We start from the raw sequence: 15,844 nt of genomic DNA on the forward strand, positions 1-15,844 counted from the left end.
AGTCCGGCGGCAAGCTCGCGGTCCGCTACATGCCGACGAACTGCTCGACCACCAGCCTGCCCGTCTCGCCGCAGGCGAACACGCTGCGGTGCATGCCGGTCAAGGGCGTCGACGAGGCCTACCCGAACCGCGTCGACTGGTTCCACAAGTACGTCGTGGACCGGGTTACGCAGGCTGACGCGTACAGCGGCATGCAGCCGGTCGTCACCGACTACGAGTACGTCGGCGACGCGGCGTGGCACTTCGACGAGATCGACGGGATCATCCCGGTCGAGGACAAGACGTGGTCGCAGTGGCGGGGCTACGGCACCGTGATCACCCGCACCGGCGACGGCACCGACGGCACCCGGCGCAAGGCGGAGACCCGGTTCTTCCGGGGCATGAACGGTGACCGCAACGGCTCCGGCGGCACGAAGACGGTGAACGTCACCGACTCGCGCGGCGGCTCGATCCCGGACGACGACCGGTTCGCGGGCATGACCCGCGAGACCACCAGCTACCTCGACGACACCACCCGGCTCACCACCACGATCGACGACCCTTGGGTCTCCGCGGTGCAGGCCAGCCAGACCAAGCCGTGGGGCACCACCGTCTCGACCAAGGCCGACGTGGCGATCTCCCGGTCGTTCACGTATCTGACGCCAACCACGGTCCGGGAGACGAAGGTCGTCAAGACCCTGACGTCCGAGGGTGTCGTCACCGCGATCGAGAACCAGGGTGTCGTCGGTGACAGCACCGATGACCAGTGCACGAAGTACACGTTCGCCTCCAACGCCGGCAAGCACCTGATGAACCTGCCGACGCGGGTGCAGCAGCTGACCGTCGCGTGCTCGGTGGCCAACCCCGCCAAGGGCGACGTCCTCAGCGACTCGCGCAACTACTACCAGTCCGACACGCTCGGCGTCATCGGCGACCGGGGCCTGCTCACGAAGGTCGAGCAGGTCAATGGCTACACGGGCGCGGCGGCGAGCACGGCGACGTATCAGATCCAGTCGACGGCGGCCTACGACGCGACGGGTCGGGTCACCGACGCCACGGACGTCAGGGGCAACCTGACGCACACCGACTACGTGCGGACGGGGAACGGGCCGATCACCCGCGTGGTGACGACCGATGCGCTCGGGCACGTCTCGTACACCGACAACGACCCCGCCTGGGGCGCGCCGGTGAAGATGGTCGACGACACGAACGACGACCTGACCACGGAAGCGGAGCTCGACGCGCTGGGCCGGGTGCTCAACGTGTGGGGGCCGACCCGCAAGCGGGGTGTCGACTCGCCGGACAGCACCTTCTCCTACCTGATCAGCCAGACCGGGTACTCGGTTGTGGCGACGTCGACCTTGCAGGCGCCGTCGCAGGTCCCGGGGCAGCCGGTGGGCACGTTCGCGCCGCAGTACTCCTCGAAGTACGAGCTGTACGACGGCTTGCTGCGGCTGCGGCAGACGCAGATCGCCAGTCCCACCGGCGGTCGTTCGGTCAGCACCATCGAGTACGACACCCAGAACCGGATCGTGAAGCGGTCGGGTCCGATGACCAATGACGCCCCGCCCGGGTTCTCGTTCCTGCCGGTGAACGAGGCGTCGCTGCCCAACCAGGTCCGCACGTCCTACGACGGTGCCGGCCGGACCACGGCCGAGGTGCTGTACGGGCACACGTCGACCGGTCTGGCCGAGAAATGGCGCACGACCACGGCGTACGGCGGCGACCAGATCACGACCACGCCACCGGCGGGCGGGGTCGCCACCACGGCGACATACGACCCGCAGGGCCGGCTGTGGAAACTGTGGCAGTACAAGACCGCCGGCGTCTACGACGAGACGAAGTTCAGCTACACCAAGGACGGCCAGCAGAGCGTCGTGGAAGACTCCGCGGGCAACAAGTGGGAGTACTTCTACGACGATCTGCACCGGGTCAACCGGCTGAAGGAGCCCGACCGCGGCGAGTCGACGCTGACGTACACGCAGTACGGCGAGGTCGCCACCACCACCGACGCGCGGGGCAAGAAGCTCGGGACGACGTACGACGCCGTCGGCCGGCCGGTCGAGGTCAAGGACGTCACCACCACGCCGGAGAAGAAGCTCACCAGTTGGGTGTACGACACCCTCAAGCTGGGCATGCCGACGTCCTCGTCGCGGTGGGTGGGCTCCGACGAGTACCGCACCTCGGTGATCGAGTACGACGCCTACCTGCGGCCGACGAAGACCCGCATCGGCATCCCGATGATCGAGGGTGGCCTGGCCGGCACCTATGACTATTCGGCCACGTACAACTTCGATGGCTCGCCCGACACCACGTCAATGCCGGCCCTGGCGTCGCTGCCGGCCGAGACACTGACGCACCGGTACAACGCGTGGGGTCTGCCGACCTCCACCGTCGGCATCTCGTCCTACGTCCAGGCCTCGGCGTACAACTCGTTCGCTGAGCCGCTGAGCATGACGGTCGGCGCGACCGGGTCAGGCAAGAAGTCGCTGCTGCTGCAGTTCACCTACGAGGAGGCCACCCGCCGCCTGTTGACTGCGAGCGCGAAGCCCAACGGCGGGGCGAGCGTCGCGAACGCGACCTACGGCTATGACGCCGCGGGCAACGTCGTCTCGGTCTTCGACCAGCCGACCGCGTCCGGGCAGCAGGCCGACTACCAGTGCTTCAGCCACGACTACCTGCGCCGGATGACCGAGGCCTGGACGCCGGCGACGGCGGACTGCGCCACCTCCGGTCGCACGGTTGCGAATCTGGGCGGTCCGGCGAAGTACTGGAGCAGCTACACCTACGACAAGACGGGCAACCGCAAGACGGAGCAGCGGCACGAACTGCCGGGTGAGCCGACCACGACCTACAACTACGGCACGACGGGGCACCGGCTCAACACCACGACCGTGGGTGGCAGCACGCTGACGTCGTACCAGTACGACGCGAGCGGCAACACCACGCAGCGGGTCGTCGGCGGCGCCACCCAGGACCTTGAATGGGACACCGAAGGCAGCCTCGCGAAGGTCACCGAGGGCACGAAGATCACCCGGTACCTCAACGACGCCACGGGCAACCGGCTGATCCGCCGCGACGACACCGGGACCACGCTGTACCTGCCCGGCCAGGAGCTGCACGTCAGCCTGACCGGGACGAAATCGGCGACCCGGTACTACAGCCACGCCGGGATGACGGTCGCCGTCCGGACCAACGACGGCAACCTGACCTACCTCGCCGCGGACCCGCACGGGACCGCGACGGTGGCGATGGACTCCGTCACCGGCGCGGTGCAGAAGCGCCGCACGACGCCGTTCGGCGAGGAGCGGGGCACGGCGGTCGTCAGCTGGCCGGGTGACAAGGGCTTTGTCGGCGGTACGAAGGATCAGTCGACGGGTTTGACGCATCTCGGTGCGCGGGAGTACGACCCGAAACTCGGTCGGTTCGTCTCGGTGGACCCGCTGACGATTCCCGAGGATCCGCAGCGGCTCAACGGCTACGCGTACGGCAACAACGCACCGATGACGAACGCGGACCCGACCGGTGAGGCGTTCCCCGCCGACCCGGACGCCAATCCGCCGAAGACGGTCACGCCGCCGCCCCCGCCGGGCAACCCCGGCGACCTCTCCCCGGATGACCAGAAGGCCCGCCTCGAGGCCGAGGCGATCAAGAAGAAGTCCATGATGGACATGCTGGTCGAACAGGGCCTGGCGTTCCTGCTGGACTTCCTCGGGATCACCGACATCGTCAACTGCATCACCAAGGGCGACGTCGGGGCCTGCGTGAACACCCTCATCGGGATGATCCCGTGGGGCAAGGTGTTCAAGGCGGGCAAGGCGATCGTCAAGGGCATCAACAAGGCGTTCGTCGCATACAAGTCCTGGCAACGGGCGATCAAGATCGCCGATGACGTCATCCGGCGCACCGACGACCTCATCGCCGCGGCCAGAAAGAAGGCCGACGAACTCGCGCAGAAGGCGGGCGCGGGCGCCAAGAAGGCCGACGACGCGCCCGGCGGCCTCGCCGACGACGCGGCGGGCGCCGGCGGCGCCGCGAAGAAGGGCGACGACGTCGCCGGCGGCGCGGACAACGCCGGGGCCAGCTGCAAACACAGTTTCGACCCCGACACCCGCGTGCGGATGGCGGACGGCACCGACCGACCGATCGGGGAGATCGGGGAGGGCGACCAGGTCGTCGCCACCGACCCGCAGACCGGTGAGACCACCACCCGGACCGTCACCCGCAAGCACATCAACCTCGACACCGACCTCACCGACCTCACCGTCGCCGACGCCGACGGTGTGCAGACGCTGAACACCACGGCCCACCACCCGTTCTGGTCGGAGACCCGCCAGAGCTGGGTCGACGCCGCGGACCTGCGGGCCAACGAACAGATCGAGAGCCTCGACGGCAGCGTCGTCGTCATCCTCACGGTGCACCGTTTCACCGCGCCGCAGGTGATGCACGACCTCACGGTCGCCGAGATCCACACCTACTACGTCCTCGCCGGCGGCACGCCGGTCCTCGTCCACAACTGCGGCTACGAGGCCGAGGCGATCGACGCCCAGGCCAGGGCGCAGTCCTTGAAAGACATGTGGACCGCGACCACCAACTACAATGGCGGCACGGTAGCCGTCATCGGGGTCCGCAACCTCGACACCGGACAGATCACCAACCGCATCGCCATCAACGGACCACGAAGGATGCCGAAGTGGATTCTCGGAGCCGGCGAGCAGTTCGTCCGGGGGAAGGGCCACGCGGAGGAGACCATTTTCCGTGGCCTCGCCAGCAATGAGGAGATCCTCTACGGCGGAACGTCGAGAAACGTCTGCAAGAAGCGTTGCGCACCGTTCATGAGAACCTGGTCCATGCGGCTCGGTGGGCAGGTTTTCAATGGCCGGGACGACAAGACGGCCTACCGCATTTTCTGGCGAACCTGGCGATATTGAGGAATGGCATGATGCACGGTGACTACTTCGATGGCTTTCCGGACGACGTGCGTCCGGAGGACCACCTCGTCGACGGGTTCCCGCTGGTCGGACAGGCCGCGTTCTGGCCCGCCTACTTCCTGAACCAGTCGATCGAAGAGCAGGATCTGCTGTGCCGGGTCTACTCGGTCGACGCCGAGTCGGTCGGGCAGATGCAGCGGCTCCTGTCCGACCCCCGCGCGTGGCCGAGGTTCGACCTCGACCTGCCGCGCGGGGGACGGATCACCGTCATCTTCCGCAACTACGCCGACGACCCCGGGGTCGACTATCTCCTCGCCGCCGAGCCCGACGGCCGCTCCGTGCGGATCTCCGCGCTCGGCGGCGACGCCGAGGGGCCGGGCATCTCCTGGCCTGAGCTGGTTTCGGTGGCCGACCACGGGACCGACCCCCGCGAGGGGGCCGTCCGCCTGCTCCTGCTGGCGCCCATGCTCGGTGATGCCGATGCCGACGAGCTCGGGGCCACGGCGAGGGTGGTGGAATCGCTGCGGCTGACCGGGGCGACCGGCGACCTCGGCGAGGTGGCCCGGCTCATCGTGGCCGAGAACCTCGACTTCGAGCCGGCCAGCTGGGAACCCGACGACGATGACGTCAATGTGTGTGACGGGGAGTCGAGTCCCCGCAATCCCGACGGTGTGGTTTCTCTCAAGGTCGATGAATTGCTCATGGTGTCGAGCGCCCTGACCCCGTAGGGCGCCCTGAGGCCAGGGCTGACGCCCATCGGCCGATGGTGAATGGATGCATCGTCGTGTCGGAGAGCACCGTCGGGGGGCCGGTGCGGCGATACATGCGGAGCAGCTTCCAGGCGGTGACGGCGTACCAGGCGAAGGCGACGGTCGCGAGGGTCCGGTTGACCAGGCCGCCGATGCCGGCCGCGGCCATGGGCGACGCGGGATTGAGCACGAAGAACGTGGTGATGAACAGCGCCACGGAGACCACCGCGGTCCAGGTGGAGTAGCGGGCCAGGCCGCGCCAGCCGGGTACGCGACGGAAAACCCGGCCGCCGTAGCAGGCGGCCACCACCGCCGACACCATCACGATGAGGAACCCGAACAGGAAATGGAACAGCCCGGTGGCCGGAGCGGCCGGGAACACGACGGCACCAACCGTGCCGACGGCGCCGGCGCCGATCACGACGGCTCCCCAGCTTGCGGTGCGGACGCCGACGAGGGGGGCCATCGCCCGGCGGAACCCGACGGCGTACCCCACGAGCAGGATGCCGAAGAGGAGGAAGTTGGCGTTCTGGAGCCAGGCGTTCTCGCCAACGCCGAGGTCGCTGATGGCGTCGGTCCGGGCCGAGTAGCCGGGACGGAGCCACCCGGCCAGGGTCGCGATGACCAGGAAGAGGATCGGACCGGCGAGGCCGGCGGCGAGCAGGAAACGCGATGGACGCACAACTATCCCTCCATTGTGGACAGGGCGAACCGCCAGGCGCGGTCGTGCAATGCCGGGTCGCGCAGGCGCGGGGGGAGTGGCTTCGCCGTCCCCCTGCTTTCGTAGAACCGGCCGGTGTCGATGGGATCGAGGGCCAGCCGGGTCGGGGTCCGGGCGGCCTTCTCGGGCAGGGCCCGGCGCTGCATCGCGCGCACCAGCGGCCAGATGTAGCGCCAGGCCGGCACGGCCTGCGGGGTCAGCGCCTGGACGCCCGGGGTCCAGGCCATGCCCGGGTTGACCGCATTGACCCGGGCGCGGACACCGAGTTGCCGGGCGAGGCTCATCGTGGCGAGCAGATTCAACTGTTTGGCCTGGGCGTAGGCCGCGATCGCGGTATATGGGGTCGGCTCGGTGAACGGGTCGCCGGTGTGCATCGTGAGCGCACTCGACACGACCTGAACGATGTGCACGTCTGAGGCAAGGACGGGCCGCAACGCCTGGGTGAGGACGATCGGACCGAGGTAGTTCAGGGCGAGGGTCGCCTCGTGGCCCTCGTCCGTCAGCATCCGCGTCGCGAACGCACCACCGCCGACGTTGTTGACCAGCACATCGAGCCGGGAAACGTCCTCTCGGAGCCGCTGGGCCAGGTCAAGGTTCCCGCGGACGGTCGCGTGGTCGGCGGGCAGGAAGGTCGCGCCGAGCTCGGCCGCGACCGCCGCCCCGCGCTGCTGGTCGCGTCCGGTGATGAGGACTGTCGCCCCGGCGGCACACAGCTTGGCCGCGATCTCGCGGCCGATTCCGGCCGTGGCCCCGGTCACCAGCGCGATCATGACGATCGGGGGCGACTGGCGATGGTCAGAACAATGGAGGCCAGGCCCGGGGTGGTCAATGGCGGGCCGGTCTGTGGTCGGGACATGTGGGCTCCCAAATTGATGTACACGGAGAAACCATATACGAGTGTGTACGATTCACCAACCGCTACGATAGGCTGGTGCCTGACCGAGACGATCGATCGTGGGGCGGGGCGGCGTTCCTGCTCGCGCAGCTGGGCGCCCACGCCACAACGGCGTTCGCGCAACGAGTGGCCGAGCTGGACCTGACACCGCCCCAGGCCGGGCTGATCCGGATGCTCGCGCAGGCGCCGGGCCGGAGTCAACTGACGTACGCAGAACGACTGGGAATGCCGCCCAGCCGGTTCGTCACGCTCGTGAACACCATGGAGGAGCGCGGTCTCGTCGAACGCCGACGCGGCGAGCCGGACCGCCGCGTGTATGCGCTGCACCTGACCGACGCCGGGCAGCACATCAAGCGCCGCCTCGACTCGACCGGCAAGGCACACGAGGACGACCTGTTCGCGGCACTGACCACAGCGGAGCGCACCACCCTCCGCGAGCTGCTGGCTCGGATCGCGCAGCAACAGAACCTCACCGCCGGGGTCCACCCCGGCTACCGGCAACGCCCGGGCCGATCTGAGTGATATCGAACGATCCCCGCAGCGTCGAGCCGATCGCAACGCTCCTGCCGAAGGTGCTGTTCGGCCACGACTTGAACGAGCACACAGTGCTGGTCGGCCACTCGGGAGGCGGGGCGTTGCTCCTTGCGCTGCTCGAGCATGTCGAGCCACGGTGGCCCAGGCCATCCTCGTCGCTGGGTACCGCACTGAGCCCAAAATCAGTGACGAGCCCGTCCTTCAGGTGAGCTACGACTGGCCCGCGATCAAGGCCCGCGTTCGCGACCTGTAGTCCATCAACTCTCGTCAGTACCCTGTGCAGGATGGCAATCCAGGTTCTTGGTCGTAGGCCTCACCGCCCGGCCGATGTGAGCTCTCGCGGGATCCTCGACCGTGCGCCGGCCCGGATCGGCACCGTGTTCATCTCCGAGCTTGATCGATCCGACGCGACGCAGCTTGGCTCGTATGGCCGGCGGATGGTGGTACTGGCGATGCGGGAACGTTCCCTCGATCGCCTCCAGCACGGATTGCTGGCGATGAGTCTTGGCGCCGCGGTCGACACCGCCGACGATCGGGATCTCATGATCGGTCTGGCATTGCCACACGTGGCCGCCAACCAACTCGGCGCTCGGCCAACCCAGGTCTTCGAAACGACTGCCGCCCGCTTCGAGGAGGGCTGGTTGCCGGAACTCCTGCGGGTCTTCGGCGCCCGCGTCGACGTCACGCTCGCCGCCTTCGGATGGCGTCAGATCATGACTGACGACGGCCTCGACGTCATATCCGGCTGACTGTCGACAGCCACCCCGATTCGGTGAGCTACCTCGTCTTCGATGGCAATCAGCACCTCCGGCGTCGCCGCACCATACAAGACAGCCCAGCTCACCGCACCGCAGCGCCTTGGTTCTACTGGCAAGAGGTGTACGGCTTGAAGTGGTTGGTGTAGACGCGCCCGTGCTGGACGTAGCAGAGCGGGCATGACCCGTCCAGAAGATCACCGAGGTTCTCTACGTAACTGTTCAGGTGGTCCCGTCCGTTGCGGTGGGCTGCGGATATTACGTTCTGGCCCGGTGCGCTCGACCGCTGGCGCTGGGCAACAGCGTGATCCCCTACCGGATGCTGAGATCGCTTCCGAGTGGTGGCAGGACCCGGGCGAAGGCTGTGCTGGCGAAGTGCCAGTTGTGTCCGCCGCTTCCGGTGAACTCGTGTGACGTGATGCCGGCGGTCGCCGCTGAGCGGGCAAGCTCTCGGGCGGTGGCGATGCCTCGCAGGTCGTCAGCACCCGCGGCGAACCATGCGGTGACCCCGTCGTAGTGGTGCGTGGCGAGCAGCCGGGCTGGATCATGGGCTTCCTCGTCGGTGACCGAGCCGTTGTACAGCTGGAGTGTCGTCTGGGCGTTGCGGAGGGTGGGCCGCGGCTCGCCGCCGAGGTCGACGAGGTGGCGGTAGACGTCGGGGTGGGCGATCACGAGATCGGCCGCGCAGGTGCCGCCCTCGGAGAAGCCGACGACGCCCCACGTCTCGGGGTCGTGCCTGAGGTGCAGGGTGGCGGTGACGAACGCCGGGATGTCGACGGTGAGGAAGGTTTCGGCGTTGCCATTCTGGCCGTCGACGCATTCGGTGTCGCGGTACGTCGCGCCGTTCTGGTCGGCGAAGACGAGCACCGGGGCGATGCCGTGGTGCTCGGCGGCGTAGGTGGCGTCGGTGGTGACGGCCTGGCCGGCCTCCGGCCATTGGCTGGTCCAGCCGGGCACGCCGGCGAGGACGAGCAGGACCGGCAGGTCCGGCCGGGGCGCCGTGAAGTAGGCCGGTGGGAGGTAGACGTAGCCTGGCCGGTGCGCGAAGTGTGAGTCGGTGGCTGGCATGTCGAACGCGCCGAGCACGCCCTCGGCGCGGGCGTCCGGCGACGTGCCACGGAGTGTCCGTTCGAGGTCGCCGCCGCTCAGTGCGCCGGTGTGGTCGAGAAGGTCTCCCACGTTCGGCCAGACGGCATAGATCTGGTTGACGAACAGGAGTCCCCCGGCGAGGGTCAAGGGGACGGCGGCTACGGCGGTGATCCGGCGGATGACCCCGGGGCGCGGCAGCGCGAGGGGTATGCCGAGGACGGCTGCCACAATCGCGGCGAACCACAGGTCGAACATCGGCGGATAGCGGTCGCGGACCGTGTCGGTCAGCCGCAGCAGCACGACGGTCGCCGCAGTGAGGGCCGTCGCCGACGCCAGCAGCAGCGGCAGGGTGCGCAGCAGCCATCGCCGGTCCCGACGAATCCAGGAGCCGGTCAGGCCGGCCAGGGCGAGCAGTTCGACGGCGTGAGCGACGGTGGGGTTGAGCAGCGGCACGTCGTCGAACACCCCGGAGTGCGCGGCGAAGACGGCGGCCAGGAGCACCACGATCACTGTCGCGGTGAGGGTGGTCTTGCGGGTACACCACATCATGACCACGACCTGTTCAGCCGGTTGGGCGGAAGACCCAGCCGCGCATGAGGAGGAATCGCACCAGGGTGGCGCTCAGGTTGGCGACGACGAGCACCGCCATTTCCAGGATCCGGGTCGGGTGCGGGTTGCACCGGTTGAGGGCGGCGAGCGCGCCGCTGGTCATGGCGAGCCCGAGCGCGAAGATGAGCATGCCCTGGAATTGGTGCAGGACGGCCCGTTCCCGCCCGTGGACGCCGAATGTCAGGCGCCGGTTTGCGGTGGTGTTGACAACCGCGGTGATGAGCAACGCGAGGAGGTTCGCCAGCTGGGCACCGGCGGTGAGGCGTATCGCCGCGAACAAGGCGAGATAGGCGGCTGTGCTCAGCACTCCTACCGTCGTGAACCGCGCCAGTTGGCCCGGCATGCCAACCGGTACGCCTGGGATGTCCGGCTGGAGCGGTGCGCGGCCGAATTGGGCGCGCAGATTGGTGAGGGACGGCGTTGCGGTGAGCACCTCGCGGGCGAGGCGAGCGATGCCCATGAGGTCGGCGAGGGCGGTGGCCAGGATGTCGACCCGGGTGTCCGGGTCGTCGACCCAGTCGACCGGGACCTCGTGGATGCGCAGGCCGGCGCGCTGGGCGAGGATCAGCAGTTCGGTGTCGAAGAAGAAGCCGGTGTCCTGGATGAGCGGGAGCACCTGGTCGGCCACGTCCTTACGGATCGCTTTGAAGCCGCACTGTGCGTCGGAGAAGTCGGCGTGCAGCGCGCTGTGGAGGATGAGGTTGTAGCAGCGGGAGATGCATTCGCGTTTGGCTCCCCGCACCACGCGGGCGCCGCCGGTCAGGCGGGTGCCGATGGACACGTCGGAGTGCCCGGACAGCAGTGGCGCGACCAGTGGCAGCAACGCCGCCAGGTCGGTGGACAGGTCGACGTCCGTGTAGGCGAGCACCTGGGCGTGCGACGCCGTCCACGCCGCGCGCAGCGCCCGGCCGCGCCCCTTCTCCGCGACGTGCAGGACGCCGATCCCGGACAGTTCCCCGGCCAGGGTGTGCGCGACGTGGAGCGTGCCGTCGGTGCTGCCGTTGTCGGCCACCGTGATCCGGAAGGGGTACGGGAACGTCGCGGTGAGGTTGGCGTGCAGGCGCCGTACGCACGGCGCCAGATCCGTCTCCTCGTTGTAGACGGGCACGACGAGGTCCAGGACAGGCTCGTCGGGACCCGGGACGTCGGTCCGCACGGGGCAGGTCGCACCAGGAATCCGCACATCGGCCACAGGACTACCCCGAAAGGTCGTAGATGGTGACGCCGTCGATGGTGGTGGGGGTGTAATGCCGCTGGATCCAGTTGGCGATCTGCGCGCTGTCGCCGGTACGTGCCCTGCTGACGTCGCTGCCGAGCGGGCCGCCGGCGACGAAGTAGTGGATCTCCTTGGCGGCGACGTCCTGCTGGAACTGCGCGAGGGTCGGGGTCGGGTCACGGCCGCTGAAGCCGCCGACGGCCATCGCGGGCCGGCCGGTGGACAGCTGGTAGGTCGCGGCAGTCCGAGAACCGACCGCCGCCACGACCCACCGGTACGAGTCGTCGTCGCGCTTCAGCAGCGCGAGAACTTGCGGGCTGGGCTGGCTGAGCTGCCGGTTCAGGACCAACCAGGCGGGCCGGCTGCCGCGAGCGCCCGTGACAGCTCCGAAACCGTCCGCCGCGCCGCCCCACATGGGCCCGTGCCGCGCCGCGGGCACCTCGGGCCCGGCTGCGGTGTCCGCACCGCCCGATCGCGGCACGGACGCGGTCTGCAGGCTGTACGCCGCCGGGCCGGCCAGTACGGCGATCATGGCGCCGGTCGCGGCGGCGACGCGGACCGTACGCAGTGTCCCCGGCCGGCGGGTGAACAGCACCAGCGCCGCCGCGAGGAGACCGGTCAGCAGCACCGTGCCCCGCAGCCACGGCTCGAAGCGCGGACTGCGGTCCAGCAGCACGTACGACCAGACTGCCGTGCCGGCGACCACGGCCGCGAGCAGCGCCGTCGCCCGGGCATCGCTCCGCCGGCGCCAGAGCGTGCCCGCTCCCATGCCCACCAGTGCGGCCACGGCCGGCGCAAGGGCGAGGGTGTAGTACGGGTGGAAGATGCCCGCCATGAAACTGAACACCAGCGCGGCCACCACCAGCCACACGCCCCACAGCACGAACGCGGCCCGCTGCTGGTGGGCCCGTGCCGAGGCCCCGCCCCGCGCGGCGACCCAGGCGAAGCCGGCGACGCCCAACACCAGCGCCGCAGGCAGCAGCCAAGCGACCTGACCACCCACCGCAGCGCTGAACATGCGTCCCCAACCGGGCTCTCCCCAACCGATCCGCGGGACGCCGAGACCGGCTGTCTCGTTCCCGGTCAGACGGCCGAAGCCGTTGTATCCCAGCGCGAGTTGCAGGACGTCGTTGTCGCTCGATCCTCCGACGTAGGGCCGATACCGGGCCGGTGTCAGCTCCACGACTGCCACCCACCAGGCCGCCGAACCCACCATCGCCGCCCCGGCGACGAGCACCTGCCGAATCCGGCGCCGGACGGGCGTCGGCGCGAAGACCAGAAAGGCGATCGCGAACGCCGGCACGACCAACACCGCCTCCAGCATCTTGGCCAGGAAACCGAGGCCGACACAGGCACCGGCCAGCACCAGCCAACCGGTGCGCGCATGCTCCAGCGCCCGGATCACCCCGTACGCACCCGCGACGAGCGCCAACGTGAGCAGCGCGTCGGGGTTGTTGAACCGGAACATCAGCGCGGCCACCGGCGTGACGGCGAGGACCACACCGGACAGCAGTGCCGCGCCGGCCCCGAACCAGCGGCGAACGGCCGAATAGAGCAACGCCACCGTGGCAACGCCTTCCAGTGCCTGCGGCGCCAGAACACTCAACGGGCTCAGGCCGAAGATCCGCACCGAAAGGCCCGAAACCCACAGTGCGGCCGGCGTCTTGTCGACGGTGATGAAATTCGAGGCGTCGAACGACCCGAAGAACCAGGCCTTCCAACTCGCCGACCCGGCCTGGGCCGCCGCCGCATAGAACGAATTCGCCCACCCCGACGCGCCGAGGCCCCACCCGTACAGGACCGCGGTTGCCAGCAACAGGACGATCAGCGCAGGACGAGCCCACACCGGCTCGCCTTCCCCGCCACGCAGCAACCGCTGCCCGGTCCCGAGCCACCGGGGGCACCCAGCTGGGCTGGCCTCGTCAGCCGGTCTCGTTGCCCTGGCCACGGCCCCAACGGTAGCTCCGGCCGCTGGCAGGAACAGGGGTGTCGAATGTGTACCGGGTGTGAGAAGCTGCGCTGGTCAGTGGCCGAGCGCGACCTGGACGAGCTTGATGGTGACCAGGATCATCGCGACCGCGAGGTAGAGGCGAAGCGCGCCGATGCCGAGCTTGCGGCCGGCGGACATGGGGGCGCGGCCGAGTTCTGCCAGCAGCGTCATCCGCCAGTTCTCCCGGTCCTGCCGGTTGATCGGCGCCGCGACGGTCCGGCGGGTGGTGGTGAGGGCGAAGCCGAGCGCGGCCGCGGCGGCCAGGCCGCAGCCGGCGATGATGGCCAGGATCGCGGTCGTGGTGATGTCCGGGAAGAGGACCGAGGTGGTCAGGATCACCGAGAGGGTCACCAGGACCGCGACGACCAGCGCGGCGAAGGCGTTGCGCCCGCGGCCGTTGACCCATGGGCCGAGCACGTCTTTGTCGTTGCACAGCAGCAGCAGGAACATCGACGCGGACGGCAGCAGAACGCCGGCCAGGACCTGGACGCCCTGGGTGAGCAGGCCCAGCGGTGTGCCGGGCAGCAGGACCAGGGTCGCGGCGGTGCAGATCAGCAGCGCGTAGACGGCGTAGAAGCCTTTGGCCTGCTTGATCCCGCGGTGCAGGGAGTGCTTGACGCCCAATGCGTCGCCGAGGGCGTAGGAGGTCGCCAGTGACACCGCGAACGCGCCGATGATCGAGGCGTCCAGCAGCGCGATCGCGAACAGTACCCCAGCCGCGTTGCCCGCGTGGGCGGCGATCCCGGCCGCCAGCCCGGTGGAGTCGGTGTAGGTGCCGGACCCGGAGGTGCCGGCGAACGCCGCGGCGGCAGCTCCCATGATCGCCCCGGCGCCGATCACGACAATGAGGACGCCAAGCCACAGGTCGGCCTTCTCGTACCTCATGAACCGCGGTGTGATGCGCTTGTCGACGATGTAGGACTGCTGGAAGAACAGCTGCCAGGGGGCGACGGTCGTGCCGACGATGCCGATGATCAGCAGCATGACGGCGGAGAGCTGTCCGGCCCCGCCGGGCATCGTCGGGGTGAGGAAGCCGCGGGCCATCTGCGAGGTCGCGGGATGGGCCATGACGTAGACCGGGACCAGCAGCAGCGACCCGGCGCAGAACGTGACCGCGATGCGTTCGAACCGGCGGAAGCTGCCCGTGTACGCCGCGGCGACGATGACCGCGGCGGCCAGCAGCACGGCGGGGACCTTCGGCAGGCCCAGGTACCCGGCCGCGAGGGTGATCCCGATGAACTCGGTGACGACGGTCAGGGCGTTGAGGATGACCAGGTCGATCACTGAGAAGGCGCCCCAGAACCTCCCGAACCGCTCCAGGATCAGGCGAGCGTGCCCGACGCCGGTCACGGCACCCAGGCGCACCACCATCTCCTGGTTGACGTACAGCACCGGGACGAGCAGCAGCAGCGTCCACAGCAGCGCGGTGCCGTAGTTCTGCCCAGCCTGACCGTAGGTGGCGAACGCGCCGGCGTCGTTGTCGCCGACCATGACGATGAGGCCCGGCCCGACGATCGCCAGCAGGGTCATGAGCTTGCGGCGCGGACCCCGGCGCGAGGTCACGTCGTCCCGGCGGATGGTGCCCAGGGCACCGCGGATGTCGCCGACACGCGCGTCGTCGCGCGCCACGGAACGCGTCGTGGTGGTCGTGGTCATGGCGGAACCTCCCGCCCCGCCGAGGGGCGTGCCGTCACGGAGGCGCGCAGCATGCATCCACCCGGCCGGGAGCACGGTGACGCATCGGTCACCGCAACATCCGGGTCGCCGCAAATAGGGAAGGGAGGGGGCTACCGCGTGCCGGAAACGGAGCACAGGCACAGACAGACGGAGGGCCTGAATCGGCCAGAATTCCTGGGTTTCATCTGGACTCGCCCCCTCCGGCCAGGGCACGCGAGCGTGCCGAACGATCGCAACGGGAGGTCCGGCATCATGTGCCGGGTGACACCCCCACTCGTCAGAGCTTTGGCACTCCACGGCGTAGCGCGAGACTTCCGAGAGGTCCTGCCTGCGCAGCCACCTGGCCTTTCCCCTTAGCCCGGGGAGAGGTGTCCTGATCCGGAGGGTCTCTCGACCGGCGGGATCAGTGGCCTGTGTCCGTGGAGACGCCTCACCGAACGAGGTGTCTCATGAAGAACACTTCAAAGTATGCGCCCACCCGAGCGGCGGTCCAAGGCCAGTTGGGGCGTGACGAGAAGCTTGTTACTGCCTCTTGAGCCGCCGCCACCAATGCAGATGTCTGTGCAGATGCCAAATCGGTCGGTCGTCCGGGTGAGCCAGCCGCGACGCGATACACAGCGTCGTCACGGCGCACGTGAGCAACAGCGCCATGAACACCAAGACGCCTGGAAGAACCATCCTCAGCCGCCCTTCGGGCCA

10 protein-coding genes and 1 riboswitch are annotated in these 15,844 nt (G+C 69.0%); of the genes, 4 read left to right on the plus strand and 6 right to left on the minus strand.

All coding sequences use genetic code 11. From position 1 onward, the window contains the following. Positions 1 to 4,910: polymorphic toxin-type HINT domain-containing protein (locus tag Dsi01nite_RS55050; protein ID WP_275423523.1), on the plus strand; the 4,910-nt coding region annotated here is incomplete at its 5' end. An 8-nt stretch (positions 4,911 to 4,918) separates the two neighbouring features. After that, the gene (locus tag Dsi01nite_RS55055) at positions 4,919 to 5,638 is read left to right on the plus strand and encodes a hypothetical protein (protein ID WP_203854532.1); all 720 of its coding nucleotides are present in this window, start codon (positions 4,919 to 4,921) and stop codon (positions 5,636 to 5,638) included. Here Dsi01nite_RS55055 and Dsi01nite_RS55060 read toward each other — a convergent pair. Both Dsi01nite_RS55060 and Dsi01nite_RS55065 read right to left on the minus strand, forming a co-directional pair. Further along, positions 5,610 to 6,341 carry a DUF998 domain-containing protein gene (locus tag Dsi01nite_RS55060; protein WP_203854533.1) on the minus strand — a complete coding sequence of 244 codons (732 nt, stop codon included), beginning with the start codon at positions 6,339 to 6,341 and terminating at the stop codon, positions 5,610 to 5,612. The two genes, Dsi01nite_RS55055 and Dsi01nite_RS55060, sit on opposite strands and share 29 nt — an antisense overlap. Positions 6,342 to 6,343: 2 nt before the next feature. Beyond that, complete coding sequence (locus Dsi01nite_RS55065) at positions 6,344 to 7,138, minus strand: SDR family NAD(P)-dependent oxidoreductase (RefSeq protein WP_203854534.1); 795 nt, start codon at positions 7,136 to 7,138, stop codon at positions 6,344 to 6,346. Positions 7,139 to 7,311: 173 nt separating this feature from the next. Between Dsi01nite_RS55065 and Dsi01nite_RS55070 the strand changes: the two genes are divergently transcribed. Next, on the plus strand, positions 7,312 to 7,797 hold the full coding sequence (locus Dsi01nite_RS55070) for a MarR family winged helix-turn-helix transcriptional regulator (RefSeq protein WP_203854535.1): 486 nt from the start codon (positions 7,312 to 7,314) through the stop codon (positions 7,795 to 7,797). A gap of 296 nt (positions 7,798 to 8,093) precedes the next feature. Next, the gene (locus Dsi01nite_RS55075) at positions 8,094 to 8,558 is read left to right on the plus strand and encodes a hypothetical protein (RefSeq protein WP_203854536.1); all 465 of its coding nucleotides are present in this window, start codon (positions 8,094 to 8,096) and stop codon (positions 8,556 to 8,558) included. Between the two features lie 318 nt (positions 8,559 to 8,876). On the opposite strand, the gene Dsi01nite_RS55080 is transcribed toward Dsi01nite_RS55075, so the two are convergent. The 4 genes from Dsi01nite_RS55080 to Dsi01nite_RS55095 all read right to left on the minus strand — a co-directional run bounded on the left by Dsi01nite_RS55080 (position 8,877) and on the right by Dsi01nite_RS55095 (position 15,124). Continuing rightward, the gene (locus Dsi01nite_RS55080; RefSeq protein ID WP_203854537.1) at positions 8,877 to 10,202 is read right to left on the minus strand and encodes an alpha/beta hydrolase; all 1,326 of its coding nucleotides are present in this window, start codon (positions 10,200 to 10,202) and stop codon (positions 8,877 to 8,879) included. A gap of 13 nt (positions 10,203 to 10,215) precedes the next feature. Further along, on the minus strand, positions 10,216 to 11,418 hold the full coding sequence (locus Dsi01nite_RS55085; protein WP_239137233.1) for a bifunctional glycosyltransferase family 2/GtrA family protein: 1,203 nt from the start codon (positions 11,416 to 11,418) through the stop codon (positions 10,216 to 10,218). A gap of 40 nt (positions 11,419 to 11,458) precedes the next feature. Next, positions 11,459 to 13,324 (minus strand): glycosyltransferase family 39 protein, encoded by a 1,866-nt coding sequence (locus Dsi01nite_RS55090; RefSeq protein WP_239137236.1) that lies wholly within the window; start codon positions 13,322 to 13,324, stop codon positions 11,459 to 11,461. A gap of 177 nt (positions 13,325 to 13,501) precedes the next feature. Beyond that, positions 13,502 to 15,124: an NRAMP family divalent metal transporter gene (locus Dsi01nite_RS55095; RefSeq protein ID WP_203854538.1), complete on the minus strand. Its 1,623-nt coding sequence runs from the start codon at positions 15,122 to 15,124 to the stop codon at positions 13,502 to 13,504. Between the two features lie 282 nt (positions 15,125 to 15,406). Continuing rightward, a riboswitch (M-box (ykoK) riboswitch) is annotated at positions 15,407 to 15,594 on the minus strand. Between the last annotated feature and the right edge of the window lie 250 nt (positions 15,595 to 15,844).

The organism is Dactylosporangium siamense (assembly GCF_016862795.1).
In the GTDB taxonomy this organism is placed as follows: domain Bacteria; phylum Actinomycetota; class Actinomycetes; order Mycobacteriales; family Micromonosporaceae; genus Dactylosporangium; species Dactylosporangium siamense.